Origin of the sequence: Bacillus sp. 103mf, from assembly GCF_900116295.1 — a bacterium.
GTDB classification, from domain to species: Bacteria; Bacillota; Bacilli; order Bacillales; family Bacillaceae_G; genus Bacillus_A; species Bacillus_A bruguierae.
The window spans coordinates 30,298-53,336 of sequence record NZ_FPAF01000016.1; the positions used below are offsets into that span (position 1 = coordinate 30,298).

Annotated in this window: 20 protein-coding genes and 1 other annotated feature; of the genes, 10 read left to right on the forward strand and 10 right to left on the reverse strand. The window is 38.5% G+C overall.

Annotation, left to right across the window (positions count from 1 at the left end):
• Positions 1-35 precede the first annotated feature (35 nt).
• From BM350_RS22210 to BM350_RS22230, 5 genes are all read left to right on the forward strand, one after another.
• On the forward strand, positions 36-1,001 hold the full coding sequence (locus tag BM350_RS22210; RefSeq protein ID WP_090920249.1) for an ABC transporter ATP-binding protein: 966 nt from the start codon (positions 36-38) through the stop codon (positions 999-1,001).
• Positions 973-1,845: an ABC transporter permease gene (locus tag BM350_RS22215; protein WP_090920252.1), complete on the forward strand. Its 873-nt coding sequence runs from the start codon at positions 973-975 to the stop codon at positions 1,843-1,845. The genes BM350_RS22210 and BM350_RS22215 overlap by 29 nt, the downstream gene beginning before the upstream one ends.
• Before the next feature lie 855 nt (positions 1,846-2,700).
• A complete protein-coding gene (locus BM350_RS22220; RefSeq protein ID WP_090920255.1) occupies positions 2,701-3,894 on the forward strand; it encodes an MDR family MFS transporter in 1,194 nt (397 codons plus the stop codon).
• 50 nt (positions 3,895-3,944) lie between these two features.
• Positions 3,945-4,161, forward strand: a binding site (T-box leader).
• A gap of 66 nt (positions 4,162-4,227) precedes the next feature.
• Positions 4,228-6,636, forward strand: coding sequence for a leucine--tRNA ligase (leuS, locus tag BM350_RS22225; protein ID WP_090920258.1), 2,409 nt, complete (start codon positions 4,228-4,230; stop codon positions 6,634-6,636).
• A 133-nt stretch (positions 6,637-6,769) separates the two neighbouring features.
• Positions 6,770-7,006, forward strand: coding sequence for a hypothetical protein (locus BM350_RS22230; protein ID WP_175483403.1), 237 nt, complete (start codon positions 6,770-6,772; stop codon positions 7,004-7,006).
• Between the two features lie 364 nt (positions 7,007-7,370).
• Here BM350_RS22230 and BM350_RS22240 read toward each other — a convergent pair whose 3' ends face one another.
• The 5 genes from BM350_RS22240 to BM350_RS22260 form a co-directional block, all read right to left on the reverse strand.
• Positions 7,371-7,799 carry a pyrophosphohydrolase domain-containing protein gene (locus BM350_RS22240; RefSeq protein ID WP_090920261.1) on the reverse strand — a complete coding sequence of 143 codons (429 nt, stop codon included), beginning with the start codon at positions 7,797-7,799 and terminating at the stop codon, positions 7,371-7,373.
• 85 nt (positions 7,800-7,884) lie between these two features.
• A complete protein-coding gene (locus tag BM350_RS22245; protein ID WP_090920264.1) occupies positions 7,885-8,067 on the reverse strand; it encodes a hypothetical protein in 183 nt (60 codons plus the stop codon).
• Between the two features lie 117 nt (positions 8,068-8,184).
• Entirely contained in the window at positions 8,185-9,291 is a 1,107-nt protein-coding gene (locus BM350_RS22250; RefSeq protein WP_090920267.1) for a Ger(x)C family spore germination protein, read from the reverse strand.
• Positions 9,267-10,361, reverse strand: coding sequence for a GerAB/ArcD/ProY family transporter (locus BM350_RS22255; protein ID WP_090920275.1), 1,095 nt, complete (start codon positions 10,359-10,361; stop codon positions 9,267-9,269). Before BM350_RS22255 ends, BM350_RS22250 begins: the two co-directional genes overlap by 25 nt.
• A gap of 16 nt (positions 10,362-10,377) precedes the next feature.
• Positions 10,378-12,459, reverse strand: a complete 2,082-nt coding sequence (locus BM350_RS22260) for a spore germination protein (RefSeq protein WP_090948310.1) — start codon at positions 12,457-12,459, stop codon at positions 10,378-10,380.
• Between the two features lie 253 nt (positions 12,460-12,712).
• On the opposite strand from BM350_RS22260, the gene BM350_RS22265 reads away from it, so the two are divergent.
• The 4 genes from BM350_RS22265 to BM350_RS22280 all read left to right on the forward strand — a co-directional run bounded on the left by BM350_RS22265 (position 12,713) and on the right by BM350_RS22280 (position 15,119).
• Positions 12,713-13,837, forward strand: a complete 1,125-nt coding sequence (locus BM350_RS22265; RefSeq protein WP_090918769.1) for a homoserine O-acetyltransferase family protein — start codon at positions 12,713-12,715, stop codon at positions 13,835-13,837.
• A 67-nt stretch (positions 13,838-13,904) separates the two neighbouring features.
• A complete protein-coding gene (locus BM350_RS22270; protein WP_090918767.1) occupies positions 13,905-14,210 on the forward strand; it encodes a rhodanese-like domain-containing protein in 306 nt (101 codons plus the stop codon).
• A 129-nt stretch (positions 14,211-14,339) separates the two neighbouring features.
• Entirely contained in the window at positions 14,340-14,561 is a 222-nt protein-coding gene (locus BM350_RS22275) for a spore germination protein (protein WP_090918765.1), read from the forward strand.
• Positions 14,562-14,777: 216 nt separating this feature from the next.
• Complete coding sequence (locus BM350_RS22280; RefSeq protein WP_090918764.1) at positions 14,778-15,119, forward strand: hypothetical protein; 342 nt, start codon at positions 14,778-14,780, stop codon at positions 15,117-15,119.
• Positions 15,120-15,192: 73 nt separating this feature from the next.
• Here BM350_RS22280 and BM350_RS22285 read toward each other — a convergent pair whose 3' ends face one another.
• Positions 15,193-15,864, reverse strand: a complete 672-nt coding sequence (locus BM350_RS22285) for an NAD(P)H-dependent oxidoreductase (protein ID WP_090918762.1) — start codon at positions 15,862-15,864, stop codon at positions 15,193-15,195.
• Between the two features lie 140 nt (positions 15,865-16,004).
• Here BM350_RS22285 and BM350_RS22290 point away from each other — a divergent pair, with 140 nt between their 5' ends.
• Positions 16,005-16,334 carry a winged helix-turn-helix transcriptional regulator gene (locus BM350_RS22290; RefSeq protein WP_090918759.1) on the forward strand — a complete coding sequence of 110 codons (330 nt, stop codon included), beginning with the start codon at positions 16,005-16,007 and terminating at the stop codon, positions 16,332-16,334.
• Between the two features lie 194 nt (positions 16,335-16,528).
• Here the strand turns inward: BM350_RS22290 and narI are convergent, their stop codons facing one another.
• Genes narI through BM350_RS22310 form a run of 4 tightly spaced genes read right to left on the reverse strand, consistent with a single transcriptional unit; the run spans position 16,529 to position 22,928 of the window.
• A complete protein-coding gene (narI, locus tag BM350_RS22295; RefSeq protein ID WP_090918757.1) occupies positions 16,529-17,212 on the reverse strand; it encodes a respiratory nitrate reductase subunit gamma in 684 nt (227 codons plus the stop codon).
• 17 nt (positions 17,213-17,229) lie between these two features.
• Entirely contained in the window at positions 17,230-17,760 is a 531-nt protein-coding gene (narJ, locus tag BM350_RS22300) for a nitrate reductase molybdenum cofactor assembly chaperone (protein WP_090918755.1), read from the reverse strand.
• A 19-nt stretch (positions 17,761-17,779) separates the two neighbouring features.
• Complete coding sequence (gene narH, locus BM350_RS22305) at positions 17,780-19,255, reverse strand: nitrate reductase subunit beta (RefSeq protein ID WP_090918753.1); 1,476 nt, start codon at positions 19,253-19,255, stop codon at positions 17,780-17,782.
• A complete protein-coding gene (locus tag BM350_RS22310) occupies positions 19,245-22,928 on the reverse strand; it encodes a nitrate reductase subunit alpha (RefSeq protein WP_090918751.1) in 3,684 nt (1,227 codons plus the stop codon). Before BM350_RS22310 ends, narH begins: the two co-directional genes overlap by 11 nt.
• Between the last annotated feature and the right edge of the window lie 111 nt (positions 22,929-23,039).

Here is a 23,039-nt window from a genome sequence, read left to right on the forward strand (position 1 = left end):
GGCGGCTCTGTTCCTGTATAGGGCGGAGGTAAAACATGAACGAAGAATGGATTATTCAAACAAAGAACTTAACAAAACAATATAACGGAAAAGGCGGTATCCGCAATATTTCATTAGAGGTGCCGCGCGGTACTGTATTCGGATTTATAGGTCCTAACGGTGCAGGAAAAAGTACGTTTGTGCGAACGATGCTTGGCTTACTTCATCCGGATTCTGGAACAGCGCAAATGCTAGGGCAACCGATTGGGACAATTGAATCAAAGCGGCGCATTGGTTATTTACCTGAACTGTTTCGCTATCCTGATTGGCTGACCGGATGGCAGTTACTTGAAACGCATGCAAAATTGTGCAATATTCCTTTTCGGGAGCGGAGGGCAAAAATGAATGAGGTTATTGAAAAAGTTGGCCTAAAGGGAAGGGAAAAGGAAAAAATTCGCGGTTATTCAAAAGGAATGCAGCAGCGTATCGGACTTGCTTGTGCCCTGCTTTCTGATCCGGAATTGATTTTTTTAGATGAGCCAACATCCGCGCTTGATCCGATCGGACGGAAAGAAGTGCGTCATTTAATGGAAGAGCTTCGGAATCAAGGGAAAACAGTATTTTTAAACAGTCATCTATTAAATGAAATTGAACATCTATGTGATCACGTGGCGATTATTAATAAGGGAGAGTTAATTGTCCAAGGAGATTGGCGCTCATTGATGATGATTCAAACGGAAGTTGAAGTAACACTTGGTGAAAAGAGTGAATTGTTTTTTAAACAACTACCTCCATTTATTAAAAATGTAAGGAAGATAGAAGAGCAGCAAAATCGTAAGCGCTGGATTATAACGCTGCAACAAGAAGATGACATTCCTAGATTGTTAGAAGCATTTGTATCACTACATATTCCTGTGTATCAGTTAAATCCGGTTCATCCGCATTTGGAAGATGTGTTTATGTATTGGGTAAATAAGAAAGAGGGGACGCAGCATGTGGACAATCGCCAAGTTATCATTTAAAGAAATTTTGTTAAAGCGTATTTTTACCATTACGTTATGTATGACCTTTGCCTTTTTAATATTTTATGGAGTGGCCATTCACTATGCTGTCAGTGAAATCCTTCCAGGAGAATCTAGTGGTATTTCGGCAGCACAAGATTTTATGAGCAAAAGTTTCTTTTCTACACAACTTCTAGGGGTTGGGTTATACTTTTCTTCGTTTATTACTGCACTGTTAGCTATTTTAAGTAGTGTTGGAAGTATTGCTAATGAAATTGAAAGTCATCAAATTGATACATGGTTAACGAGACCGATTTCACGATTTTCCTTTTTAATGGGGAAATGGATCGGCTTATGCTTGTTACTGATTGCGTACGCGGCCTTCCTGTTTATGAGTATCGTGATTATTCATCAAACAATGGGAGGTAGTACGTTCCATTTAGATTTCACAGCCGCGCAGATTATAAAAGCATTGGCTCTTTTCTTGCTACAGCCCGTTATTTTAATTAGCATCGCGATATTACTAAGCACGCGTATGGCGACATTAAATGCTGGCATTGTGTTAATTATTTTATACGGAACTGGATTTATTGGCGGATTTGTTGAACAAATCGGTACATTGGCACATAAAGCAGCACTTGTAAACATGGGCATAATTGCCAGCCTTTTATTCCCAATCGATACAATGTATCGTAAAATGACAATCTATTTATTTGATTCAGCAGACAATCCTTTATCAATAGCTTCACAAGGAGTATTTGGGAGTGTTTCAACACCGAGTAACATGATGGTTGTTTATGCTGTTTTATATGTGTTAGCAGCTATTTTTATAGCGATGCGTACATTTAAATCACGTGATTTATAGGGGGAAGAAGAGAGTTTAAAGCAATTGGCTTAAAATGTGAGATACACTCTATCGGCAGTAACTACGCCTTAATTTGTGTATTCTCCCGCTCTTGTAAAGCGTGAGAAACAACCATTTCGCTTTTGAGAAAAGGGTGTATGTTTAGTATAAGCTTTATCCCGCTATTCGCGGGATAATTGCTGGCATAAGTCCGATTGGTTTAACTAACTACCAGTGGGAGATGAAAAAACACTGATGGGAGTTTCATTTTATATATCATAGTTAAAGCTCCTTCAATTGTAGAGAAGGAGCCTTAACTATGAAACTTTTTCTTATTTATTCTTAATACAATTGCTATGATTAACAGTATAACTCCTAATAAACATGTGAGTATTGGATAAAGTAGAGGAAAGAATATGCTTGGATATCCTTTCATTATGTCTGAATAATGTCCCATTAACATTAAGCCTGTATAAGAGAAGTTAATAAGTTCTACACCAAGGTTATGGTTACTTCTTTCGTCATAAGTGAAGCGTTCTTCGAGAGAAGTGCCATCTTAATTGATATGAATAATTTTCCATTTCCTGGCATATAAGTCACTGCCGTGCAGAATACACCATGACCACTACTTGCATTCTCCTTTTGTTTTAAACCTTGCATGTGGTAGGAAAAGGACCTGACCGTTTCTATGCGTGGCCAGATGCTCTCGCCAGCCTAAAAAAAGAGGGTTTTTATATCAACTTTTTAATGTGGATTTATACAGTGAGTATCTTATTATCTGAATTTCATCAACTATTAATCAGTTGCCTTCTTATTTAAAAACGACTACAATTTTACTGTTATATAGGAACGAAAAAAAAGAATAGGAGGGGGACTATGCCAAGGAAAGTATGGCTATTAGTAGCTGGGATGATTATTAATGTCACGGGTGCTTCTTTTTTATGGCCTTTTAATACAATTTATTTACATGATCATTTAGGAAAGTCGTTATCTGTGGCCGGAATGGTATTAATGATTAACTCGTTAACAGGAATAATCGGTAATTTACTCGGCGGTGTTTTATTTGATAAATGGGGCGGATATAAGTCAATTTTAGTTGGAATTGTGATTACATTATTATCAATTTTAGGTCTTGTATTTTTCCATGGCTGGCCATTTTATATTATTTGGCTTGCGTTAATTGGTTTTGGTTCTGGAATGGTCTTTCCGGCGATGTATGCGATGGTCGGAACGGTTTGGCCAGAAGGCGGCCGGAGAGCATTTAATGCGATGTATGTGGGCCAAAACGTTGGAATCGCCGTTGGAACGGCGTGCGGTGGTTTAGTTGCCTCTTATCGCTTCGATTATATTTTCTTAGCGAACTTTATTTTATACTTTATTTTCTTCTTAATCGCTTTTATCGGATTTCGTGGTATGGAAGATAAGAAAGATAAGCGTGTAGCAGTCAAAGAAAAAACGAAAGATGGTTGGTCACTTACACCGGGATTCAAGGCGCTTCTTATTGTATGTGTAGCATATGCTTTATGCTGGGTTACGTATGTACAGTGGCAAGGAGCGATTGCGACGCACATGCAGGAGCTAAACATTAGTCTTCGCCACTATAGTTTATTATGGACGATAAACGGGGCGATGATTGTTTGTGCCCAGCCATTAATCAGTATGATTATTCGCGCGATGAAACGTTCTTTAAAACAACAAATTATGATCGGAATTGGTATTTTTGCAGTGTCGTTTATTGTATTAAGTCAAGCGCAGCAATTTACAATGTTCCTTGTCGCGATGGTGACATTAACAATTGGTGAATTATTTGTTTGGCCAGCTGTGCCAACGATTGCGAATATCCTTGCACCAAAAGATAAGCTCGGTTTTTATCAAGGTGTTGTAAATAGTGCAGCGACTGTTGGAAAAATGTTTGGCCCAGTTGTTGGCGGAGCAATTGTTGATTTATATAATATGGAAGTATTGTTTATCGCAATCATGGTAATGCTTGTAGTAGCAATTATCGCAACGAGTATGTATGATAAGAGAGTACGTGTTGAAGAAACTGTAGATGAAAAAGTTGCAGTTTAGTTTGACGGAACATGTAACTTGTTTTAGAATATATTTTAAATAACTCATATGTAATAACAGTGAGAAGGAGTAGTAGTAATAGAAGCTGGTTTAGAGAGTTGACGGTCGGTGCAAGTCAATCCACGTTTCGTTATGAACTCGCCTTTGAGTTGCAGTTGTGAAACAAAGTAGCAATTGCCGTTCATCCACGTTACGGATCTAAGCGAATGTAATTATTACATTAATTTAGGGTGGTACCGCGGGAATCTATAACCTCTCGTCCCTTTTCTGGGATGAGGGGTTTTTTGTATTTTTGGCGGTGAAAATATATAGAATTTGAATGGAGGGTATTTTATGAGCTTCAATCATCAAGAAATTGAAAAGAAGTGGCAAGCGTATTGGGAAGAAAATAAAACATTCCGTACGCCAGATGAAACAGAAAAACCGAAATTTTACGCACTAGATATGTTCCCATATCCATCAGGTGCAGGGCTGCACGTAGGACATCCAGAAGGATATACAGCAACGGACATTTTATCTCGTATGAAACGTATGCAAGGCCACAACGTTCTTCATCCAATGGGATGGGATGCATTCGGTCTTCCAGCTGAGCAATATGCGCTTGATACTGGAAACAGCCCAGCTGAATTTACAGAGAAAAACATTAACACGTTCCGAAACCAAATTAAAGCATTAGGCTTCTCTTATGATTGGGATCGTGAAGTAAATACGACAGATCCAAACTACTATAAATGGACACAGTGGATCTTCTTAAAACTATATGAAAAAGGTTTAGCCTACGTTGATGAAGTACCAGTAAACTGGTGCCCAGCACTTGGTACTGTACTTGCGAACGAAGAAGTAATCGATGGCGTAAGTGAGCGCGGCGGACATCCTGTTGAACGTCGTCCAATGCGACAATGGATGCTGAAAATTACAGCTTATGCAGATCGCCTGCTAGAAGATTTAGATGAACTTGATTGGCCAGAGAGCTTAAAAGATATGCAGCGCAACTGGATTGGCCGTTCTGAAGGTGCTGAAGTTCACTTCGCTATCAACGGTACAGATGAGAAATTTACTGTATTTACAACGCGCCCAGATACATTATTCGGTGCAACATACTGTGTGCTTGCTCCAGAACACGCACTTGTTGCAGAAATTACAACAGCAGAGCAAAAAGAAGCAGTAGAAGCTTACGTTGATTCTGTAAAAGCGAAAAGTGATTTAGAGCGTACAGAGCTTGCAAAAGAAAAAACAGGTGTATTCACAGGTGCTTATGCGATTAGTCCAGTAAACGGTGAGAAATTACCAATCTGGATCGCTGACTATGTACTTGCAAGCTACGGAACAGGTGCAGTAATGGCGGTTCCGGCACATGATGAGCGCGATTATGAGTTTGCGAAAACATTTGAACTGCAGATGAAAGAAGTTGTAGAAGGCGGAGACATTACGAAAGAAGCACATACAGGTGATGGTGCACATATTAACTCTGCATTCTTAGATGGATTAAATAAAGAAGAAGCGATTGCGAAAATGATTGAATGGCTTGAAGTAACAAGCGCAGGAAATCAAAAAGTAACGTACCGTCTTCGTGATTGGTTATTTAGCCGTCAACGTTACTGGGGTGAGCCAATTCCGATTATTCACTGGGAAGACGGCACAATGTCAGCTGTGAAAGATGAAGAATTACCATTAGTTCTTCCAAAAACGGAGAACATTCGTCCATCTGGTACAGGCGAATCTCCACTTGCAAACATTGAAGAGTGGGTAAATGTTGTTGATCCAGTGACTGGTAAGAAAGGTCGCCGGGAGACAAATACAATGCCGCAATGGGCAGGTAGCTGCTGGTACTACCTACGCTACATCGATCCAAACAACAGTGAAGCGCTTGTAGATCCTGAAAAAGTAAAACAATGGCTTCCAGTTGATATTTATATCGGCGGTGCGGAGCATGCGGTACTTCACTTACTATATGCACGCTTCTGGCATAAAGTATTATATGATATCGGTGTTGTGCCAACGAAAGAGCCATTCCAACAACTATTTAACCAAGGTATGATTTTAGGAGAAAACAACGAGAAAATGAGTAAATCAAAAGGTAACGTTGTAAATCCTGATGATATCGTAGCAAGCCATGGTGCAGATACACTTCGTCTATATGAAATGTTTATGGGACCATTAGATGCTTCCATTGCTTGGTCTGAAAATGGCCTTGATGGAGCTCGTCGTTTCTTAGACCGCGTATGGCGTCTATTTGTTCAAGATAATGGTGAACTAAGCGAGAAAATTACAGATGCACCAAACAAAAATCTTGAAAAAGTATATCACCAAACAGTGAAGAAAGTAACAGAAGACTATGAAGAGCTTCGCTTTAATACTGCCATTTCTCAAATGATGGTATTTATTAACGATGCATATAAAGCAGAAACACTTCCGAAAGAATATGTAGAAGGTTTCGTGAAAATGTTAGCGCCAGTTGCACCGCACGTTGCGGAAGAACTTTGGAACAAGCTTGGATATAACGAAACAGTTTCATATGTAAGCTGGCCAACATTTGATGAGTCTAAACTTGTAGAAGATGAAGTAGAAATCGTTGTTCAAGTCATGGGTAAAGTACGTGCAAAGCTAACAATGAAAAAAGACGCATCAAAAGAAGAAATGGAACAACTTGCAATTGAAGCAATTAAAGAACAAATTGAAGGGAAAACAGTTCGAAAAGTAATTGTTGTTCCTGGAAAACTTGTAAATATCGTAGCAAACTAATGAAAAAGGGCACCTATTTTTAGGTGCCTTTTTTCGCATATTAAAGCGGAATTATAGTATAGACAAACACCTATTTCTCTTTTTGCAATATGATAACATCGACACATTAAATTGTGAGGAAGAGGTGAACCGAATGAATTATTATGAACAACGCCAAATGCCTAGCCCGTATGGTATGGGAGTATTTCCTCCAACGCAAGTAGGGCATTATCCACCACATGGAGGCTATCCTTATGGTTATCATCATGTGGGATATCATCCATATCATCATCATTATCCACATCATCACCATGGCTATCAACATGTTATTTATCATCCGCATCATCATCACCATGGCCATCATTATGGCATGCCATATCAAGGCCAATAAAATGTAAAATTTATCAACTATGTAAAATCTCCTTCTATGCAAGGAGATTTTTTATTTGGGAATGATAAAGAAGAAGGGGGTGTTACATATGGGTAAAGGAAGAAGTAATAACGCTGGACAAAAACAGCCAAACTTTGATGATTCATCTAATTTCTCTAAAGGGAAACAAAGTCAAACGACAGCACCGAAGAAGAAATAACATAGAAGGAGCCATCTGTAGATGGCTCCTTTCCATAGTATGAATATATCAGCGATTTTTAGAATATATCGACCGTTTTCCATCATATATCGGCGATTTTTAAGATATATCGGCGGTTCGACACAATATAAAGATCTTTCGACAATATATGACGTGATCTCATGGTTATTTTCCTACTTTTTCAAGTGCTTCTTGACGTTGACGTTCAATTTCTGCACGAAGTTGTGGTTCTGGCGCTTCCCATCCTTCTGGTTTTAAAATTTTTCCGTCACCTTCGCGGAAGCGTGGTTTACCGTCTGGGAATAATTTTGCCATGTTTGCATTGTTTACAATTTCAAACCCTTTATCAGGACGTACACCCATTTCGGCAAACGTTCCGAATGCAAAGTAAATTAAGTCAATTAGTGCATCATATTGATCCTCAACTGTGTTTGCTTCTAAGAACTCTTCTAGTTCTTCTTGCATGAAGCTTGCACGAATTTTTGCACGCTCTTCTGTTAATTTTGTTGGTGTATCTGCAACAGGGTGACCAAATACTTCATGCATTTTCGCAACAAGTTCGTACCCTTTATCTAAACCTTTTTCGATTGTCATGTTGTTTCATCCTTTCTCGTTCTTTTCCGATTGTTATTGTAACATGATTTAGGTTAGGGCAGTGTATATTCTACTTTTGCAAATGCTATTCTTTTTTTTCAGTTAAGGATAGCGTGATATCTATTCCAAACATTCCAATGATAAGTATGGGTACTGTTGCAAGGAGATAACGTGTAAAGGAAGCGTTTTTTAAATATGTATGAGCAAATAAAAAGACGGTGCAAAAGAGAATGATATGTAACATAGGCTTTATTAATTTTTTAGACACGGTGCCACCTCGTTTATGATTCTTACCTTTGAGTATATGGAATAAACAGAAGTATGAAAAGTTATTTTGCGTTTGATCCTCTTTCTAGTTTCGATTTAGGAAAGAGGATCAAATATTTTACTCAATAACTCCTGAATTTGTAATATCAACATCATATTGTACTTTTACAGGAACGTCTTTGTACATTTTTCTCCATTCCTTTAATTGAAACGGTCGGTAGTGCTGTTTAAATCTCGCACCTAAAGCGAGTGGATCTGCACCTAGAGATTGAAGCTTTTTTACTAGTTTTTCTCCATCTGTATTCAATTTCTTTACAATGTCTTTTCGTATTTTTTCTACATTTTTTTTGTTTTCTAAGTTTGTATGCTTCGAAATTTCCTGAATACGAGCTGCCATTTTTACGCGAATAACAAAGGAAGGCTTTCCGTTCTTTACATATACATGATAAGAAGGAGAGGAACGAATGTTGTTAATCGTTGTGTAGCCTAACTTTGTTTTAAATTCATGTGAGTCGAGTTGACTTTTATCGAGCAGCGTTTTAAGAAGAAACATATCTTTTTCTTCTACTTTTCCCACATATTTATCTTGTTTGAAAAGAGCTATACTGGTAATTTTAATGCTGTTCTTTTTCTTTTTTAATATAGGCATATATGTATCTTGACCTTCACGATAATATCGGAAAGTTTGCATGTATAAATTATCGCTTGGTACGTCACCTGATTTCATATTCTGTTCTAACATTTTTTTGATATAGATTGCTACGTTAGAAGCAGTGTTGTATTTGCCTAATAAAAGTTTTTTGCCTTCTCCATTGCCGCCTCCTTCAAGGATACCAATATATACTAAGTTTCCAATATTCACATCGCGAATCAGCGTATCAAATACACTAGAAAGGCCTTTTTTAGCTAATTTTTCTGTGAAAAGAGTAACGCGTATTTGTCCGTTTGCAAGAGGTTGTCCCGATTCTAAAGAGGTTGTTGTTTTCACTTGTTTAATTGTATTTCCGTAGCCTTGAAGTACTTGTACTTTGTTCCCTTTTCTTTGAATTGGACAAACGTAAGTCACTTGTAATCTTTCACGGTTTGAATCTGTATTTGGAGCGACATCGAAAACAGCACCTTGAATGAGGCTAATGTCGTCAATGATACTTTTTGGGACACATGCTGTTGTCAAAAATAAGCATAAACAAAAAAGGAATATTACTTGCTTCTTAAAGTTTTCCATTTCTTTTTCACCCACATTATGAGAAATAAGATTGGGATGTACACAAAAACAAGCCAAAAGCTTGCTTTGGAGATATAAGTAATAAAATTATTGATGTCATGGCGTTCGGTTAGGAGTTGTGAAATGACGACAGTTATAAATAATAAAGAAATTAATATGTACTTTTGTTTGACGTAAAAGACTTCGTATAATCCTCTTGTTGCAGCCCATAATGGTAAGATAATACTTGTAATGACAATGAGTGCATAGCCAGAAATCGCAATATATTCTAGGCGCTCGATGAAAGGAAGGTGAATGACTTGTGTGATCGATAGCTGCGACCAAATTGTTTTTGACAATTGTTTTTCGCTAAAAAATGCAAAAGCAAGGATTGTACTTAATAGATATAAAAAGTTAGAAAATAAAATACCATATTGTGCAAATTTATGAGATTTCTCAGGCGTTTTGATAAAGGGATACATCATCAAAATAACTTCAAAACTAATCATTGTATAAGTTGATGCTTGAGCCGCTTTTAAAATATCTCCAAAAGAATGAGAAAATATAGGAAGCAGGTTTCCGAAATTTGCATATTTAATAACTATAAATAGCTGCATGATATATCCACATGTAGCAATAACAGAAATGACACAAATGCCGGTCATAACCCGAAAGCCAGATGAAATAATGTAATAACTAAGTATGGATAAAAAGATTGTTACTTTCCATGTAGCTGCCGTTGGGAACATCCAAACTTGAATAATCTCTACGTATGTGCGCATAACGGAGACACTGACAAGAAAGAAATATGCCATAAAGATTAGATTGAATGCATTTCCTATCCATTTTCCGAATAGATGATGATGCAATGTAATCAAATTTCCATTTATACTTTCTAATAAACGGTAAATCATCCACATAATAATATGAATGATGATACCTGCAATAATAACGCCCATCCATGCATCGTATCCGGCCGCTTTTGCAATAACACGTGCAAATCCAAGAACACCAACACCGAATTGCGCGCTATGGACTAAGAAAAAAACAAAAATGGGAGATACTTTATAGTTGATTTTAACTGTACTCATATGCGCTCCTCGCTTTTTACTCATCGAAATCTGTCATACGTTTTTGAAATACTTCCTTTATATAACGACCAGCATGTTGTGGCCTTGCTTGAACCCCGCGCTGATCTATTTTAGATAGTGGCATTCGTACGAAAGAGTCTTTTGCCAATTGTTTGCGAAATGGATAAACAAACCCATACGGCTTTCGAAGAGATGATAATCGAAAAAGCCGTGTTAATAGAAAGATAAATCCTAAAGAAATTCCTAATAATCCCCATAACTCAGCAAGTATGAGAAAGGGAAAGCGAAGTAAACGAACGGCATTGCCCATTTGATAAATCGGTGTAATAAACGATGCAAGCGCAGATAAAGCGACAATGATTAGCAAAATATTACTTGTTAATCCTGCTTGGACAGACGCTTGTCCAATTACGATACCGCCTACAATGCCGAGCGTTTGCCCGACTTTCACTGGTAATCGTGCTCCTGCTTCCCGCAGAAGATCAATAGCTAACTCTAGGAAAATGGCCTCTATTATAGGCGGAAATGGTACTTGTGCCCGCGATAAAATTAATGTCTCCAGCAAATCACTTGGAATTAATTCATAGTGATAACTAAGCACAGCTACATATAGGGGCGTTGCACAAATGGAAAACGTAACTGCGACAAAACGTAATAAACGGGAAAAAGTTGCATAAAACCATGACACGCTGTAATCCTCTGGAGAGATGAAGAAATCCAGTAGAGATACAGGTGATAACAAAACATTTGGTGAGCCATCAACAAATGTAGCAATTTTTCCATCAATGAGCCCGTTGCTGACACGATCAGCCCGTTCTGTATTAATAAATGTTGGAAAAATAGATGTATTACCCATGAGCTGGGGAATATAATAGCTATCATTAATTTGTTCATACTTAATTGTGTTTAAGATATCTTCTAAATATGTAACATTTTCTTTTTCTACTACATTGCTTAAATACATGATAACGACTTTCGTTTTGGATAATTCTCCAACTAATAGTTCTTTTGTTTTTAATTCAAGAACTGGCAACCGTTTTCGAACAAGATTAATGTTTGTGTCGATATCCTCTACGAATCCTTCTTGCGGTCCGATAACTGTGGATTCGTTTAATGGTATAGTTGGTAATCTATATTTTTCAATTGCAATGTTTGCAAGTAGACATTCCGTATCATGTTCGTGTAGTTGAATGATAGCATGTCCCTTTAAAACCATTTCTTCAATTTTTTTTACGTCACTTGTAATAATGAGTCCGCTGATTGGAATCATTGCTTTTACTTCTTCTAATGTTGGTGCAGTATGATGCAATAAAGCAGGCATTAAATAATTCTGTAATCTCATACCATCCATTGACGTACGAAAATATGAAATCCAATACGGTTTAGTAGGGTCTTCAGAAGTATGATAGTGAACAAAGTCGCTTGATTCTCGTAATTTTTGGATCAATTCTTGTAGTGAATGAGCGGTTTCGTGCTCTGGCTTACTAAAATTGAAAATGTTGTTTTCACTTTGCTTTGATTGTTGGTTTGCTTGCTGCTTGTTGTTTTGAGTTTGTTGCTGGTTTGCTTGCTGTTTGTTGTTTTGATCCTGCTGTTGGTTTGCTTGCTGTTTATTGTTTTGAGTCTGTTGTTGGTTTGCTTGCTGCTTGTTGTTTTGAGTTTGTTGCTGGTTTGCTTGCTGTTTGTTGTTTTGATCCTGCTGTTGGTTTGTCTGCTGTTTGCTCGATTGAGCTTGTTGTTGGTTTGTCTGCTGTTTGCTTGCTTGAGCTTGCTGCTGATTTGTCTGTTGTTTATTGGCTTGAGCTTGCTGTTGATTTGTCTGTTGTTTGTTCGCTTGAGCTTGCTGTTGATTTGTCTGCTGTTTGCTTGCTTGAGCTTGCTGCTGATTTGTCTGCTGTTTGCTCGCTTGAGCTTGCTGTTGATTGTTGGATTGAGCTTGCTGTTGATTTGCCTGTTGTTTGTCCGATTGTACTTGTTGTTTCGTTTGCGCTACTTGATTGCTTTTGGTTTGTTCATTTTGCTTCTTCTTCGTATCTGTATTGTTCTTTTCTACTTGCTTATGATCGTTCTTCTTTTTGCGAAACCATTTGAAAAACATATGTATTCCCTCTTTACCCAAATAAGATAACTTTAGTCTGTGGGAATTTTTATATATTATGCATATATTTGTGTGTGAAAAAGTGAAATGTGAATAGCGAGGGAAGTAATTTTGGATACATAGTGATATGAGTTTTAGAGGAAATAATAATTGAACAAATAAAGGAAATGTGTTTTCTCTTTTTGAATAGTCTTCTGTAGCGCACTTCATTTGTTTTATGTAGAAACGAAGTGTGAATTAAGGAGGCGAAAAGATGTTATATGTACAAAAACAAGTATTTCGGCTAAAGAAATATACATTTGAAAACGGTGCATCAATTCCAATCCAAATTGGTTATGAAACATACGGTACGTTAAACCGTGAGAAATCAAATGCTATTTTAGTGTGTCATTATTTTAGTGCAACAAGTCATGCAGCAGGAAAGTATACAGAGCAAGACTTAATTCCAGGTTGGTGGGATGCGTTAATTGGACCTGGAAAAGCGATTGATACAAATAAATATTTTGTAATTTGTACAGATAATCTTTGTAATGTACAAGTGAAAAATCCTTATGTTGTGACAACAGGACCAAAAACGATAAATCCGGAAACAGGCGCAGAGTATGGAATGGAATTTCCAGTCTTCACGTTTCTTGATATGGCTCGCATTCAGTATGAATTAATAAAGGATATGGGAATTACGAGGCTGCATACGGTTATTGGTCCATCTGCTGGAGGTATGATTGCTCAGCAATGGGCCGTTCATTATCCGCATATGATGGAACGAATGGTTGGCGTGATTACAAATCCGCAAAATCCAGTTGTAACGTCTATTAATGTTTTGCAACATGCAATCGATGCAATTCAATTAGACCCAGCTTGGAAAGAGGGAAATTATGGGGAGCAGCAGCCTGTAAAAGGACTGCACTTAGCAGCGAAAATGATGTTTATAAATGCATATGATGCTCACTATTATGAAACGACATTTCCGCGGGACAGTACAGAATCTGCGCCGTATCAAGATTTTTGTACATTAACTTCATTTGAAGAAGCAATTAACGAGGCTACATTACAGAATATCTCCTTTGTTGATGCAAATTCATGGATGTACACCGCAAAAGCAACTTTATTACACGATATTGTTCACAGGTTTTCTGCATTAGAAGAAGCGCTTCAGCAAGTAGAAGCGAGCGTCCTTATGATTCCTTGTAAGCAAGATTTACTGCAGCCTCCCCGTTATAATTATGAGATGGTTGAATTGTTGAGAAAGAATGGGAAATTTGCAGAAGTATATGAAATTGAAAGTATATACGGACATATGGCAGGTGTGTTTGAGACGCATTTATTTGCAGGGAAAGTGCATCAATTTCTTAATCAGCGGATCTCAAGTATTATGTAGCTTTTACACATAACTTGTTTTCTCAGTGGTGCATGCTAAAATTGAGGAGAAAGAAGGAGGAGAGTTTATGACTGAAGTGAAAACAATTATGCCAGAAGAAGTACAAGAGCGTTTAGAAAAAGGAGAAACGCTCTTTTTAGTAGATGTGCGTGAAGATGAAGAAGTAGAATATGGGAAAATTCCAGAAGCAGTGCATATTAAAATGGGTGATATTCCTCATAAATTAGACTTCTTTGATAAAGAAAATGAATATATTTTTATTTGCCGATCTGGTATGCGCAGCGAAAATGTTTGTCATTATTTAAATGAACTAGGTTATAAGACATTGAACATGCTTGGCGGTATGATGCAGTATGAAGGAGAAATAAAATAAAATCTTTCATCTAATACTTGTTAAAATGTAATAATTCTTTTGAAAACTTGAAACGCGTCCGTTTCAAGTTTTTTTCTTTTGCATACAGTGTAGAAAGCACGAGATATTGTTAAGGAAGGTGGTTCAAGAGTGAATTCACTTATTCGAAAAATCAAAGTCATAAACAATAGAGGAGCAATCAATATGGGGAATTGCTACAATCTTTCTCCATTTTTTGCGACGAAGGCATTTAGCGGCGCTGGTGGATCAAGCTTTGCGACATTCTTAAATGGGAAGTTAATGCCGCCGAGCGTACCAACAGGTACTGAATTTACTCCACCGCTAGAGACAAGTTTAACGGCAGGAGCATAATATATATACAAGTTAAAAAAACGACATAAAAACCCCTTTCCTTTTAGGGGGGACGAGGGCATCTGGCCGTGCATAGAGACGGTCAGGGCCTTTTCCTGCCACATGCGAGGTTTAAAACAAAGGAAGAAAGCAAGTAGTGGTCATGTTTTGTTCTGTATAGCAGCGACTTATATGTTGAAAAAATAAAATGGATTTATGCGGAAAGGTTGTATAAAAATGGGGGCTTTTATTAAGGAATTTGTTATTGTCAATAATTCTGGGAATATTTTCACGGGAGATAATTTGCGAGATACTTCGTTTGTTGCTTCGAAAACATTTACAGGATCAACAGGACCAACATGTATGGATGTTGTCGTCGTTATCGGGAATACAAATCAAGTTTGTTTACGTCCTGGAGATACAGTGACAACTACGATTACACGAGGCGCTGCACTAGGAAGTAGCCCAAGCAGTGGCCAAAGTAATAGTTCAAGTAGTAGCAGCGGGAGCGGTTTACAAGCAGTTCCTCAAGCAACTCCTAGTACAGAGAATACAGATTTTGGAGTAGGTTTTTCATAGAAGTGCGGGCTGATTACTTCTATGAAAAAGCATCCATCAATGGGAGAGGGAAAACTCCCCACTGATGGATGCTTTATTTAATCCATTCAACAACCATATCCATTGTTTGACGGGTTTTTTCATGTTGTGGTTCTTCTAATCGATAACCGAAAGCCACTAAACAAGAGACACCGAATGTATCTCCGGACATAATTCCTTCTTCGCGTAAAAGCGATTCTACCTTTTCTTGATGAAAGCCTTCAATAGGACAAGAATCGATACCGATTTGAGCAGCTGCAGTCATCATATTACCTAGAGCAATGTACGTTTGTTTAGAAGCCCAATCAAACATAGCGCGATCACTTTCTAATAAATTGAAATCGGATTCTTGGAACGTTTTATAAAAATCACCTTTCACATTCACCACGTCTTGTGGAAGTCTTTGGATATTTGTCATGAAGTTAGAAATATAAGAAGAGTTATACATCATATCTTCTTTCTTTCGAGCTAATATCACAACAAAATGGCTGGCTGTTGGTAATTGTTTTTGTGCTCCCCATGCTATCGGCAGGAGTTTTTTGCGAAGATCTTGATTTTGAATCACGACAAATTTCCAAGGTTCAAAGCCAAATGAACTTGGAGAAAGACGACCTGTTTCTAGAATAAAATGAAAATCTTCATCAGAGATTTTTTTATTTACATCAAATACTTTGCATGCATGTCTAAACTGATATGCTTTTAAAATTTCTTCTTTTGTATTTTTCATTTCAATAACCACCTTTTGATAATTTACTTTCTCTTGGTAAGTTGATTACAAAATAGATTTTACTATAGTATAATTATAGATGTAAGTACGCACATTTTTGACATATAGTATCAAAATGTATACTAATGGAGAGTGATGAGATGGAGAAAGAGAATATATATCGTTGCTCAGTAGAAGTAACATTAGATGTAATCGGCGGAAAATGGAAAGGCGTTATTCTATTTCATTTAATAAATGGAGAAATTCGCTTTAATCAATTTTTACGATTGATGCCTGGTATCACACAGCGAATGTTAACGAGACAATTACGAGAGCTAGAGGCTGATGGTGTGATTCACCGTGAAGTATATAAGGAAGTACCTCCGAAGGTTGAATACTCGTTAACGGAATTCGGAAAGTCGTTAATTCCGATTATCATAATGATGCGTGATTGGGGAAATCAGTATCGAACACAAATAGAGCAGGGATAAAGTGAAACTTTAATCAGTGGGGGTTTTCTTCATCCCCCACTGATTATTAGCCCTCCCAATCGGGCTTTTACGGGCAGTTTATCTTCCATCTAACTTCTTTGCTTTTGCTGAACTTTGAGGTGGGAGTATTAATGCCCACGAATAGCGGGATAAAAAAGTGTGCAATCAAGGTGCTGCACACTTTTTTATTTTTATTAAAATTTTACCGGTTTTCTTTTCCGATAAATGATATAACTGCGTCGTAAGTATTTCACTGGTACGCTAAAGACATGAACAAGTCTTGTAAATGGCCATGTTGCAAACAGTCCCATAGCTGCAATGATGTGAATTTTAAACCAAATTGGCACCTCCGCCATATACTCCGCTTTAGGCTGGAAAATAAAGAGGCTGCGGAACCATGGGCCAATCGTTGTTCGATAATCAAAACCGTTTGAATCGATATTTAAAAATGTAGAAGAAAGTCCTGCGAGCATTACAATAAGCAACAAGATGAGAGCGATATAGTCTCCGGTTGTACTCGTTGCAATAATCCGTTTTACGGTAAAGCGGCGATACGTTAAAATGAATAATCCGATTACAGAAGCAATACCTGCCGGAAGACCGAAACCGATTGCCATTATATGATACGTATGTTCAGAAATGCCGAGGGAACTGTAGATGGATTCAGGGATTAAAATTCCCATGACATGTCCGCCAATTACGAACATAATACCAAAATGAAATAGTAAACTGCCGATTCGGAGCATTTTCTTCTCTAATAGTTCACTAGATTTTGATGTCCAACCAAATTGATCGTAGTTGTATCTAAAAATATGTCCACCAATGAAAATGACTAAAATGATATATGGGAAGAGTACCCATAAAAATTGATCCATCATCTTTGTCGTACTCCTTTCTAGTTTATTTCATACTGCCATGCACGAATAGCAGTAAGGATGCAGCGGACAATTGGTTCGTGCATACTGTTTATGTCTTTTAATTGTTGATGCAATGCTTCGATATTGCTTTCATATTTTTTCATGATCAGCTCACTATCTTCTTCACCAGCATTTGCGAGAAATTCTAACATAAGCGGTAAATAATCAGGCAGTTCTTTATCTGTAACAGCGAAGCCTGCTTTTTGATAGTGTTGTTTTAGTTCTAACAGTTCAATTCCTCGTTCTCTTTGTTCACCAGTATTCATATAAGTGAGATACATATTTGTTTTTTTGCCAAAATCAAATGTATATACAAATGATTGAATTAATTCATCACTTGTTTTTTGCTTTGCTTGTTCGATAAACGTTGTAAGGATAGTGCGAATTTCCTCATGTTCGATAGTTTGAATATCATTTTGTAAATGAGTAAGTGCTTCTCTCCATCCTTGTTCAGGATAGGAGAGAAGAAAGGAAGAACAAGAAAATGCTGTTTGTAAACTTTGATTCATAATTGTTACCTCCTTTATTTTAAGAGATTGTCATGCAAGAACCAGGACCGCCGGCAAAGGAAAGACCACAGCTTCCTTGCTCGTTATAAAGATCTGCCACTTGTTCGCGGTGGGAAGTTGGAATGACGAAACGATCTTTATATTTCGCAATCGCAAGAAGACGGTACATATCTTCAATGTCTTCTTTTGTTAAGTTTAGTTCTTTTAATATATCTTCATTAGGCTCTTTATTTATTTGCAATGCTCTCATATGAGTACGCATGACAGCCATTTTTTTCAATGTAAGACGAATATGAGATTCATCGCCTGCAGTTAATAAATTTGCTAAATATTGAATTGGAATACGCATATTATCAATAGCAGGGAAAATTTCTTCTGCTTGCCAGTTGCTTCCTTTTCCTTCGACCATGTTCATAATTGGACTTAATGGCGGGATGTACCAAACCATTGGCAATGTACGATATTCTGGATGAAGAGGAAGAGCAATTTTCCAATCGATAATCATTTTATAAATTGGTGATTGCTGAGCAGCTTTGATCCATTCTTCTGGAATCCCTTGTTTCTTTGCTTCAGCAGCTACTTCTGGATCGTTTGGATCTAGGAATACGTTAAGTTGAGACTCGTATAAGTCTTGTTCATCTGATACAGATGCAGCTTCTTTTACTTTGTCAGCGTCATATAACATAACTCCGATATAACGAATACGTCCAACGCATGTTTCTGAACAAATTGTTGGCATACCTGCTTCAATACGCGGGAAGCACATCGTACATTTTTCAGCTTTATTCGTTTGCCAGTTGAAATACACTTTTTTATACGGGCAAGAAGAAACGCAGAATCTCCAAGCACGGCATGCATTTTGGTCAACAAGGACAATGCCGTCTTCATCGCGCTTATACATAGAACCGGATGGACAAGAAGATACGCACGGCGGATTGATGCAATGTTCGCAAATACGCGGTAAGTACATCATGAACACATTTTCAAAATCCGTTTTAATTTCTTCTTCCATTTTTTTGACGTTTGGATCTTGTAAGCCTGTTATATGCCCGCCTGCTAAATCATCTTCCCAGTTTGGGCCCCATTCAATTTTATCGATAAATTCACCTGTAATAGCTGATTTTGGGCGAGCGACCGGCTGATGTTTACGCTGCGGACTGTTTGTTAATGTTTCATAATCATAGTTCCAAGGTTCAAAATAGTCATCAATTGTTGGCTGATCCGGGTTATGGAAAATGTTCATAAGACGCTTCATTTTTGAACCGGATTTCAACTGAAGATCTCCGTTTTTCAGCTCCCAGCCGCCCTTATATTTTTCTTGATCTTCCCATTGTTTTGGATAGCCAATGCCCGGTTTTGTTTCCACGTTGTTAAAGTACATGTATTCAGCACCTGGACGATTCGTCCAGGTGTTTTTGCATGTTACGCTACAAGTGTGACAGCCGATGCATTTATCAAGGTTCATTACCATTCCGACTTGCGCTTTAATCTTCAAGCCAATCTACCTCCTTCAGTTTGCGGATGACGACATTTAAGTCGCGTTGGTTTCCAGTTGGGCCATAGTAGTTAAAGCCGTAACTTAATTGACCGTATCCGCCAATCATATGAGTTGGTTTTACGTGAATGCGCGTCGGGCTATTATGTGTTCCTCCGCGGTTACTTGTTAAATTCGTACCAGGCACGTTAATATGGCGATCTTGTGCATGATGCATAAAGGCCATTCCACGCGGCATACGGTGTGTGACGACAGCGCGTGCAACAACAACGCCGTTTCGGTTAAAGCATTCAATCCAGTCATTATCAGCAACACCGGCTTCAGCGGCGTCATCTTTATTCATCCATACTGTTGGTCCGCCGCGGAATAGCGTTAACATCGGCAGTGCATCAAAATACATACTATGAATAGACCATTTATTATGCGGTGTTAAATAGTTTAGCGTAATTTCTTTTCCTTCTACTTCAGGGCGAGATTTTCGGAACGGTTTATGCTGTAAAATTGGTTTGAACGTTGCCATTGTTTCGCCAAATTCTTTCATCATGTCGTGATCTAAGTAGAAAGATTGACGCCCTGTTATTGTTCGCCACGGAATAAGGCGCTCCACATTTGTTGTAAATGGTGAATAGCGGCGTCCGCCTTTTTCAGAACCACTAAAAGCAGGTGATGTAATAACCGTTTTTGGCTGCGCTGTAATTTGTTCAAATGTGAAGCATTCTTCTTCACGCTCTTCTGCCAAATCACGCAGTTGTAAATCCGTTTGTTTTTCAAGTGATTCCCATGCCTTTACTGCCATGTGACCGTTTGTTGTCGAAGAAAGGGTTAACACAGCTTCAGCGGCATTGATTGCTTCTGTTATGTCAGGGCATCCTTTCGCGATAGAATCAGTGCGGATTACACCTAATTTGCTCTTTAATTGTTCGTATTCTTTTTCAGCAGACCAAGAGATTCCTTTTGTACCAATTGGTTGTTTTCCAACGTTTGGTCCGAGTGCGGTCATTTTGTCATGCAGCGTTTTATAGTCTCGTTCTACAACATGAATTTGCGGCATTGTTTTGCCTGGGATTGGCTCACATTCCCCTTTGCTCCAATCTTTAATTTGTCCAAGCGGCTGTGCTAATTCTTGCGGTGTATCGTGAAGAAGTGGCGTTGCAACAACTTCTTTCATTGGCTCAAGGTCTAATTTTTGCGCCAAATCAGACACTGCTTTTGAAAGGGAGCAGAAAATATCCCAGTCAGAACGAGCTTCCCATGGTGAACCAATTGCCGGGTTAAATGGATGCACGAATGGATGCATATCTGTACTGCTTAAATCATGCTTTTCATACCACGTTGAAGCAGGAAGAACGATATCAGAGTATAGTGCTGTTCCAGCCATACGGAAATCTAAGTTGATAAGTAAATCTAGTTTTCCTTCAGGTGCTTCTTCATGCCACTTTATTTCCTCTGGTCGTAATGAATCACTATCGTCGTTCATTAATCCGTTTGTTGTACCTAATAAATGTTTTAAGAAATACTCGTGTCCTTTACCAGAACTTGAGATTAAGTTTGCGCGCCATACGAATAAATTGCGCGGGAAGTTGTTTTTGTTATCTGGGTCTTCAATCGCAAATTTTAGCTCTTTGTCTTTTAGTTTTTGCGCAACATATTTTCCAATTTCCTCTTGGGTTGTTGCACCACTAGCGACCGCTTCTTTATATAATTCAATTCCGTTTTTCTCGAATGTTGGATAAGAAGGTAACCAGCCGAGTCTTGCCGCTAATACGTTATAATCACCGTGATGCTGATAACGTGAGTTGCCGACAACTGGTGATGCTAAATGTCCAACTGGTGTATCTTCATAGCGCCACTGATCTGTAACGAAATAGAAGAAGGATGTACCGTTTTGTAGTTTCGGCGGGCCTTGCCAATCCTTTGCGGTTGCGATGGTTTGCCAACCTTCTGCCGGACGTAATTTTTCTTGGCCAACATAATGAGCCCAGCCGCCGCCGTTTACACCTTGTGCCCCAACAAGCAGAACTAGGTTTAAGACAGCGCGGTAAATCGTATCCGAGTTAAACCAATGGTTAATACCAGCGCCGACAATAATCATCGAGCGTCCATTTGTATCAACGGCATTTTGCGCAAATTCACGAGCGATTTGAATAATAAGTTCTCGTTTTACACCTGTCATTTTTTCTTGCCATGCTGGCGTAAACGGAACATCTTCATCAAAGCTCTTCGGTTCTTGCCCCCCAAGACCGCGGTCCACGCCGTAGTTTGCTAATGTTAAATCATAGACAGTTGTTACGAAAAGATCGCCATTTGGTGTTGGAATCTTTTTCACTGGAATGGTACGTTCTAATACCTCATTTCCGTCATCAGAAAAGTATGGAATTTGTACAGTTCTAATTGCATCCTCCATACCAAGTAAAGAAAGACGCGGATCAATTTTTTCGCCTGTTTGTTCATCTTCTAAACGTAAATTCCATTTTTTCTCGTTATCCCAGCGTGATCCCATTGTGCCGTGCGGCGTAGCGAAATCATGACCGTTATCGTTCCAAAGAACAGGTTTCCATTCGCCAAGCTTTGTTTCCCGGCCGATATCAGCAGCATTTAAGAAACGATCTGCAACAAATTGACCTTCTTGTTGTTTTAACGTGACAAGGAATGGGAAATCGGTGTATTGTTTTGCATAATTGATGAAGTAGTCTACTTGTTTGTCCACGTAGAATTCTTGTAAAATGACGTGCCCCATTGCCATTGCAAGTGCACCGTCTGTTCCTTGTTTTACACTGATCCAGTCATCAGCGAATTTTGTTGATTCGGCAAAATCAGGGCTAACAGAAACAACTTTCGTTCCTTTATAGCGCACTTCCGCTAAGAAGTGGGCATCTGGCGTCCGTGTTAGCGGTACATTGGATCCCCATGTCATAATGTAGCCAGCGTTGTACCAATCACTACTTTCTGGCACATCGGTTTGATCACCCCAAATTTGCGGCGAAGCTGGCGGTAAGTCAGCGTACCAATCGTAGAAGCTCAGCATCGGTCCGCCCATAAGCTGCATAAAGCGACTGCCAGCTGCGTGACTTAACATTGACATCGCAGGGATTGGTGAGAAACCAACATTTCGATCAGGGCCATACTTGATTACTGTATATAGTAAGGAAGCAGCAACGAGCTGTAATACTTCATCCCAATTTGCACGAATGAAGCCGCCTTTTCCGCGAGCACTTTTATATGCGCGTGCTTTTTCTGGATTTTCAACAATGCTTTTCCAAGCATCTAACGGCGATTCATGTTTTTGTAGTTCTTCTTGCCACATATTCCAAAGGACGCCGCGTACATATGGATATTTCACGCGAAGCGGACTATAAATGTACCAAGAAAAGCTTGCTCCGCGCGGACATCCGCGTGGCTCAAAGTCTGGCATATCAGGACCAGTAGACGGATAATTTAGCTCTTGTCCTTCCCAAGTGACAATTCCATCCTTTACGTAAATGTTCCAGCTGCAAGAACCGGTGCAGTTTACGCCGTGTGTGGAGCGAATTACTTTATCATGTTGCCACCGTTTTCTATAGGCATTTTCCCATTCCCGGTCTTCATACGTTTCTTGCGTATGATTATCGTTATAACGATCTATTGGAGAAAAATATTTTAAACGTTGCATGAGTGGTGATAGTTTCTTTTTCATATTGTTCACTCCTTTTTGCGTCTCTCTTGCTTACTTTCACTATAAGAGGGCACGCAAAATAGAGATGTGATATCCATCACAGTTCAACAGATTGTCAAAAAATTATTGATA